5 protein-coding genes and 2 pseudogenes are annotated in these 7880 nt (G+C 66.7%); 1 reads left to right on the forward strand and 6 read right to left on the reverse strand.

Translation table 11 applies throughout. The features are described 5' to 3' along the window. Positions 1-449: pseudogene (gene lhpD, locus HMPREF2581_RS24115) on the reverse strand (bifunctional delta(1)-pyrroline-2-carboxylate/delta(1)-piperideine-2-carboxylate reductase); the annotation flags it as partial. Between the two features lie 239 nt (positions 450-688). On the opposite strand from lhpD, the gene HMPREF2581_RS24120 reads away from it, so the two are divergent. After that, a complete protein-coding gene (locus HMPREF2581_RS24120) occupies positions 689-2314 on the forward strand; it encodes a methyl-accepting chemotaxis protein (RefSeq protein WP_003140433.1) in 1626 nt (541 codons plus the stop codon). Positions 2315-2326: 12 nt separating this feature from the next. On the opposite strand, the gene aprI is transcribed toward HMPREF2581_RS24120, so the two are convergent. From aprI to HMPREF2581_RS24145, 5 genes and pseudogenes are all read right to left on the reverse strand, one after another. Next, positions 2327-2722: an alkaline proteinase inhibitor AprI gene (gene aprI, locus HMPREF2581_RS24125; RefSeq protein ID WP_003082543.1), complete on the reverse strand. Its 396-nt coding sequence runs from the start codon at positions 2720-2722 to the stop codon at positions 2327-2329. Positions 2723-2968: 246 nt separating this feature from the next. Then, the gene (gene aprA, locus HMPREF2581_RS24130; protein ID WP_003086731.1) at positions 2969-4408 is read right to left on the reverse strand and encodes a serralysin family metalloprotease AprA; all 1440 of its coding nucleotides are present in this window, start codon (positions 4406-4408) and stop codon (positions 2969-2971) included. Positions 4409-4766: 358 nt separating this feature from the next. Continuing rightward, positions 4767-6212: an alkaline protease secretion protein AprF gene (gene aprF, locus HMPREF2581_RS24135; RefSeq protein WP_003110827.1), complete on the reverse strand. Its 1446-nt coding sequence runs from the start codon at positions 6210-6212 to the stop codon at positions 4767-4769. Positions 6213-6215: 3 nt separating this feature from the next. Beyond that, entirely contained in the window at positions 6216-7514 is a 1299-nt protein-coding gene (gene aprE / locus HMPREF2581_RS24140; protein ID WP_003110826.1) for an alkaline protease secretion protein AprE, read from the reverse strand. Beyond that, positions 7511-7880 (reverse strand): annotated as a pseudogene (locus HMPREF2581_RS24145) (ATP-binding cassette domain-containing protein); the annotation flags it as partial. The pseudogene HMPREF2581_RS24145 and the gene aprE, both read right to left, overlap by 4 nt.

The following is a 7880-nucleotide window of genomic DNA, read 5'->3' on the forward strand; positions in this document are numbered from 1 at the left end:
CCGCCCGCCGGCGCCACCCAGGCATGACTCGGCGTGGTCGCCAGGGCCACCAGGCCCGCCTCGGTGAGTGCCTCGACCTCAACCCATAGCGCGGAGAAATGCACACAGCGGTTCACCGCCATCGCCGCGATACCCTGGCTGCGGGCCTTCTCCAGCAGATGCGGCAGCCCCAGCCGGAATGCGCACTGGGAGAACCCGCCATGGGCGTCGACCCGCAGCAGGCCGGGAGCGATGTCGTGCAGTTCCGGCTCGGCGTCGGCGGATACCTTGCCGGCCTTCAGGGTGGCGATGCAGCCGAGCAACCGCCAGATACCGTGGGAGGCGCATTCGTCGCGCTCCCCCGCCACCAGGGTATCGGCCACCGCCTGTACATGGGCTTCGCTGAAAGCGTGCCGGCGCAGGATGCGCACGGCCAGCTCGCGGACCTCGTCCAGCGTCATTCGGATCACGGGCTTCTCCTTGTTCGACCAATCCCTAGGGTGGCCTGCCGCGACAGCCTTCTCTTGACCTCAATCGACCCTGAGCATGCCGAAAACGGCACAACCGGCTCGAGCACATCGAAAACTTACAGAAAATTCCTATCAATCATGTAAGGCAATTCCAAATAGCCCCGCAGCCCCTCAAGAAACCCCTCCGCGCCCCGCTACAGGGCCAAGCACCTTCCCACAGCCCGGTCGGAGACCACCCCATGCTTCTTCGTCGTATCGCCATCACCCCACGCGCCGTCATCGGCTTCGCCATCCTCGCCTCGCTGCTGGTGGCGCTCGGCCTCTTCGCGCACAACCGCATGGGTTCGCTGAACCGCGCCGCCAGGGATATCGGCGAAGTCTGGCTGCCCAGCGTCGAAGCCTCGGCCCAGCTCAGCGGCCTGATGAGCGAACTGCGCCTCGGCGAGATGAACCACGTGCTGCTGCACGACGCCACGCGCATGCGCCAGCAGGAACAACGGATGGACGAGGTCATCGCTACCCTCGCCAGGGTGGAAAGGGAATACCGCCCCTTGCTGGTCCTGGACGAGGAGCGCGCGTTGCTCGACCAGTTCGTCCAGCGCCAGCAGGAATACCTCGAAGGACACGCCGCCCTGCTCGCGCTGTCCCGTGACAACCGTACCGACGAAGCCAGCGTGCTGATGGGCGGGGCCCAGTTGCAGCGCTACGAGCAGGTGCAGCGGACCCTGAAGCAACTCATCGCCCTCGACCGCGAGGCCGCCCGCGCCTCCACCGCCGAAGCCGCCGATGTCTACTCCCGGGCCTCCACCGCGATCCTCGCGGTGCTGCTGGTGGCCCTGGCGGCCAGCGTGACGATCGCCTGGCTGCTAACCCGCAGCATCGTCGTGCCGATCCGCCAGGCGGTGTCCTGCGCCGACCGCATCGCGGCCCGCGACCTGACCGGCGAGATCGCCAGCGACGGCGACGACGAGCCGGCGCAACTGATGAAGGCCATGCGCAGCATGCAGGCCAGCCTGCACGACACCATCGAGCAGATCGGCGATTCCGCCGCGCTGCTGGCCGCCGCTGCCGAGCAACTGAACGCGGTGACCGAGGAAGGCAACCGGTCGCTGGCCCGGCAGAACGATGAGATCGAGATGGCCGCCACCGCGGTCAACGAAATGAGCGCGGCGGTCGAGGAGGTCGCGCGCAACGCCAGCTCCACCGCCGAGGCCTCCAGTCTCTCGGAACGGGCCGCCGGCAACGGCCGCGCACGGGTCGAACAGACCGTCCGCTCGATCCGTCAGATGAACGCCGAGATCGGCCAGACCGCGCGCCTGGTGGAAGGCCTGGCCAGCCAGGCGCAGGACATCGGCAAGGTGCTCGACGTGATCCGCGCCATCGCCGAGCAGACCAACCTCCTCGCCCTCAATGCCGCCATCGAGGCCGCCCGCGCCGGCGAGCAGGGCCGCGGATTCGCGGTGGTCGCCGACGAAGTGCGCGCCCTCGCCCACCGCACCCAGCAATCGACCCATGAGATCGAAGGCATGATCGCCAGCGTCCGCGAGGGCACCGACACCGCGGTGTCCGCGATGCGCGAGAACGACCAGCGCGCCCGGCAGATGCTCGACGAGGCCGAGGCCGCCGACCACGCCCTGGGCGAGATCGCCGAGCACGCCACGCGGATCAACGAGCGCACCCTGGTGATCGCCAGCGCTGCCGAGGAGCAGGCCCACGTCGCCCGCGAGGTCGATCGCAACCTGGTGAACATCCGCGACGTTGCCGTGCAGACCACCCAGGGCGCCGAGCAGACCCGCGGCGCCAGCCACGAGCTGTCGCGCCTGGCCAACGACCTCAAGAGCATGATCGGTCGCTTCGTGGTCTGACCCGCAGGCGAGCTAGGGCGTCGCGCGGCGCAGCACCAACTGCCCGCCGTCGCCCTTCTGCACCCGGTAGTCGCCCTCGCCCTGGCGACCGAGGAGCATCAGGGTCAGGCCGCCGCGTTCGAGCAGCGCGATCCCGGCCGGGGTGGGCCTCCAGGCGCGCGGCTCGCTGGGCAGCCAGCGCGTGAGGCAGGCGGTATCGCCGCCCAGGTCGTAGCCACTGGCTTCCGCCACTTCGCTGTCGCGCAGCTCCAGATGGCAGATCGCGGGCGCCTCGTCCTGCTGCAGGGTCCATTGCCCGGCGAGATCGGAAGCGCTGAGAAGAATCAGACTGCTGGCCATACTGATACCTGTGCTGAAAAAACCGCAGAGCAAGCAAACCATCCTGGAGAGCTTCGCGCTTGCCGACATCGAGAGATCTCCTTCAAGCCTGGAACATCGGATAACACGGCGAACGCCGCCCGCCATCCTCGCTTCGAACGCCAGCGCGCGCCAGGCGCCGCGGGCCTCCGTTCGTCCGCCGGGCCGCCGGCCCACGGGCGCGCCACAGTTCACAACTTCGCTCCTGTGGAAGACACCTATCAATTCGAACAGTGCCCGGCCGGCCGAAGGGCCGCGGTTCGTACCGCCGCACCGAACCGCGCCCGCTTCAGCGCGTCAGACGACGATGTCGGCCTGGGTCGCCTGGCCGATCAGATTGATCGCGAAATCGGCATGGGCATCCCCGCTGAAGTCGATCGCCAGGCTGCCGGCCTTGCTCGCCGCGTCGTAGGACAGGATCGCCTGGCCGGCCTGGCCGGCGAAGGCGTCGACGTATTGCAGCACCAGCCCGCCGTTGACGAAGGCGTCCAGCCCGGACAGGTCGATCTTGTCCTGGCCGCTGACGAAGTCGCGCAGGGTATCCGGCGCCGCCGCGGAGGACTCGGCGATATCGCCGTAGACGAAGGTGTCGGCTCCCGCGCCGCCCCACAGCTGGTCCGCGCCGAGGCCGCCGTAGAGGATGTCGTTGCCGGCGCCGCCCTTGAGCACGTTGGCCACGTCGTTGCCGATCAACAGGTCGCTACCCGAGCCGCCGATGGCGTTTTCCACGGTGACCCCGGCAGCGATCGACACATTGCCCTTCAACCCGCCGACATCGGACAGCGCCTTCTCGTTGAGGTTGATCTTCTGGTTCTGGCTGAAGCCGGAGAAGTCCAGGGTGTCGTTGCCGCCGGCGTCCCACACCGAGAACACCAGCTTGGAACTGGACGAGGTGGCGCTGTAGAAGTCGCGCTCGGTGTTGGAGTTGAAGCCGTACACCGTGTCGCCGGTGCGAGTGGTCAGGTTGGCCCCGTAGAGCTTCTGGATCGCCGCGATGTCGTCCAGCAGCGGTGCCGAGGAATAGGCGCCCTTGAAGTCCTGGCCGGTGTTCTGCTCTTCCCAGTAGCTCATCACCGAATAGGCGCGGGTGTCCTCGGCGTAGGTAGCGTCGGCGTAGGTGGGATCGCCCTCGCCGGCGTTGTAGTCGCCGGGGTGGCTCAGGCCCAGGGTATGGCCGATCTCGTGGGTCAGCGTCTGGCGTCCGTAGTTGCCGTTGGCCGGATTGACGTTGGCGCTGTAGCTGCTGTTGATCAGGTACCAGGATTGCCCCTTGAGCGCATCCGGTACATCCGGCAGGAAGGCGAACGCCGCACCGCCGACACTACTGCTGAAGTTGCCGAAGGTCAGGTCGCCCTGATCGCCCTGGCCGGCGTCGACGAAGTGGATATTGGTGACGTCCGCCCAGGATTGCAGCGACAACTTGGCCTGGGCCTGCTGCTGCGCGGAGAAGGCGCTGAACTTGCCCAGCGAGTAGATATCGCTGACATACTTCCACGGCGTATTGAAGAAGTCGTTCGGCTTGGTCAGGAACGAATAGGACAGGGTCAGCACCGAGTCGCCCGGTGCTTTCTGCCAAGACGCCTGTTCGCGGAGGATCTGCTCCGCCGCCTGGTCTACGGTATAGGACGGATGGCCATTGACCAATTCGTCCCCGCCCCGCGCATAGGCATGCAGGAAGTTGTCTACCTGGGTATACGCATCACTACGACCTTTCAATGCAAGAGAATTGCTGGACATTGTCATATCCCTTTAAGTTGTAAAGGAAATAACTCGGATACAATTATCGGATGGATAATTGCAGTTATCGGCCAGATCAGGCCGAAGTCCAAACTGACACAGCTCATTTTCCAATGTCCACAGGTTTCATGAAAAAAATTAAGCTGCACTTAAAGCATATGCACGAACGAATTCCGCATATATGAAATCATGCAGGAAAGATAAACTACCGAAGACACTGGAATATTATAAAAACCGTTTCATATAAATAGCGCCTTATTGAAAAAACAATTCCATGCGTATTGTTCGACCTCTGTCGACCCGCCCGGGACATCGACTTCACGCCAGGCGAACAATTGCCTGCACGTCCTTCGCGGTCTCAATTGAGCGCGCTCCGGTTTTCCTCCGTATCGGTCTTCGACAGGGTGTGCAGCGGCGCCGGGCAATCCGTCGTCGCGCAGTCGCGGCGGCGCGCCGGCGTCTCGCCGGAAACGAAGTTCGCCGCCACCAGTTCCAGGTCGGCCTCGTCCAGCACCCCGGCGTAGAAACGCAGGCGTGCCCAGGCCGTGAGGTAGTCGTACTTGGCCTTGGACAGCTCGTTCATCGCGCTGTACAGCGCCTGCTCGGCGTTCAGCAGGTCGAGGTTGACCCGCACCCCGGCGGCGATGCTCTTGCGCGTGGCCATCACCAACGTCCGCGCCGAATCCACGGTCATCTCGTAGGCGCGGATCTTCGCCGCGCTGCTGCTGCTCTGGTTGTACATCTTGCGCACCTGGTTGAGGGTCTCGCGGACCTTGTCGTCCAGGTCGTAATGGCTCTTCTCCATGCGATGCGTGGCCTGGCGCGTCGCCGCCAGGGTCTCGCCGCCGGAGAACAGCGGAACGCTCAACTGGATGCCGACGCTGTCGGTCTCGTAGCGCTGGTTGTAGGTGTTCTCCGAACCGGACTTGGACTTGCCGGTGCTGGCGTACAGGCCCAGGCGCGGCAGGAAGTCGGCGCGGTTCTGCTCGACCTCGTAGCGGGCCACGTCCACCGCGTGGCGCAGCGAGGCCAGCTCGGGATTCTCGGCCAGCGCCAGGTCGCGCCAGGCGGTGTAGCTGGCGGGGCTCAGCGGGCGCACCTGGAAGCGTTCGCCGAGCGGCGCCAGGTCGGCGATCTCCAGCGGCGCCCCGACCAGTCGCTCCAGCTCGCGCAGGGCGGCATCCTGGCTGTCCCGCGCCTCGATTTCCTGGGCCTGGGCCAGGTTGAAGCGGGCCTGGGTCTCCAGGGTGTCGGTGCGGGTGCCGTTGCCGCGCTCGAACTGGCGCTGGTTGAGCTGGAACTGCTCGCGGTAGGAGCGTTTCTGCGCCCGCGCCAGTTCGATCTGGTCCTGGGCCAGCAGCGCGCCGGTATAGGCTTCCAGGACCCGGACCAGCAGTTCCTGGCTCTGGCTGCGGAAGCGCTCGTCGGACAGCAGCGCCTGGGCCACGCCCTTGCGGTAGCGGCTGAAGGCCTCGTAGTCGAACAACGGCTGTTGCAGGCTGAGGGTGGAGACGTAGCTGTCGTAGTCGCGGTCTTCCTTGAAATCGCCGCGGGTGGTGGTCTGGGTCACATCGGACCAACTGCGCCCACGGTTGTAGCTGTACACCAGGCGCGGCAGCAGCGCCGCGCGGCCGAGCGCACGGTATTGCCTGCCGGCCTCGTGCTCCTGGATCGCGGCCTGGAACTGCGGGTCGTTCTCCAGGGCCAGGTGATAGCCGTCCAGCAGGCCGAGGGCGAAGGCATCCTCGCGCAGCAGCAACAGGAAGGCGCCGAACAGCCAGGTCATCAGGCGGCGCATGGTCATCGGTCAGTTCTCCGCCAGCGCCACGTGGGCGCGGTCGAACAGGGGCTTGAACAGGTAGTTGAGCAGCGAGCGCTCGCCGGTGCGGACGAACACCTGCACCGCCATTCCCGGGCGGATCTGCAGGCCCTTCAGCTTGCCCATCCCGGCCGCGTCGACCTGGGCGCGCAGCGCGTAGTAGGGCTGCTTGTTCTGCTCGTCGAGCAGGCGGTCGGCGCTGACCATGGTCACCTCGCCGGTGACCCGCGGGGTCTTGCTCTGGTTGAAGGCGGTGAACAGCATCTCCACCGGCAGCCCGCTGTGGATCCGGTCGACCAGGTTCACCGCGAGCTGGCCCTCCACTTCCAGGCTGTCGCTGTTGGGCACGATGTACATCAGCAATTCGCCGGGGCCGATCACCCCGCCATCGGTGAACACCTTCAAGCCGGCCACGTAGCCGCTGACCGGTGCGCGGATCTCGGCGTGCCGCAGTTCGTAGCGCGCCGAGGACAGCTCCTCCCAGAGCGTCCGCGCATTGACCTGGGTTTCCGCCAGTTGCCCGTTGACTTCCTTGCGGTACTCCTCCTCGCGTTGGGCGATGCGCATCTGCGCCTCGGCGATGCTCTGGCGGATCTGCCCGAAGCGACCGCTGCTCTCCGATAGCCGGGCGTTCACCTCGGCCAGTTGGCGCTCCTGTTCGAGCAACTGGTTGCGCGGCATGTAGCCTTCCTCGGCGAGGTCGCGCGCACCGCTCAACTGGCTGTTCAACAGGCGTTGTTGCAGGCGCTGGTTGCCCTCGGTCTGGCGCAACCCTTCGAGCTGGGCGCGCAGCCCCTCGATGTTCGCCCGCAATGCGGAGAGTTCGTTGGCCAGCGCGGTCTGGCGGCTGTGCAGCAACTGCCGCTGCAACTCCAGGCGCTCGCCGAGGGTCGGCAGCGGGGCCTGCTCGGCCAGCCCCGCGGGCATCTCCAGGGTCCGCCGGCCGTCGTATTCGGCCTGCAGGCGCGCCTGGTTGAGCCGCGCGTTGGCGTACCGGTTGAGCAGCGAATCGACGTTGGCCCGGGCCTGGGTCGGTTCCATGCGGATCAGCGGCTCGCCCGCCTCCACATGCTGGCCGTCGCGCACCAGGATGTGCTTGACCACCCCGCCCAGCGGATGCTGCACCGACTTGCGCTGGCCGGAGATGATCACCGTGGCCGGCACCGCCACGCCCTGGTCGAGCGGCGCGAAGGCGGCCCAGAGCAGCGCGCCGCCGAAGCCGAACAGGACCAGCAGCCAACCCAGTCGCGCATAGGCGTTCTCGTCGCGTTTCACCGTGCGGGTCATTCCACACCTCCCTGGCGCGGCGCGGCCACCACCTGCGGCGCGCCGTAGCCGGCCACCCGGTAGTCCGCGCGCTGCTGCGACGCCGACGCGGCGCGCTGGTTGTTCAAGGCGGCGAGCACCTGGTCACGCTCGCCGTACAGGTGCAACTGGCCGGCGTTCAGCGCCAGCAGGCGGTCGGCGCAACCCAGCACGCCGGCCCGGTGGGTGATCAGCAGCACCGTGCAGCCACGCGCCTTGAGCGCCTGGATCGCCGCCTGCAGCGCCTGCTCGCCGCTGTCGTCGAGGTTCGAGTTGGGTTCGTCGAGCACCACCAGGGTCGGCGCACCGTACAGCGCCCGGGCCAGGGCGATGCGCTGGCGCTGGCCG

It is taken from the genome of Pseudomonas sp. HMSC057H01, assembly GCF_001836405.1.
Classification (GTDB): domain Bacteria; phylum Pseudomonadota; class Gammaproteobacteria; order Pseudomonadales; family Pseudomonadaceae; genus Pseudomonas; species Pseudomonas aeruginosa.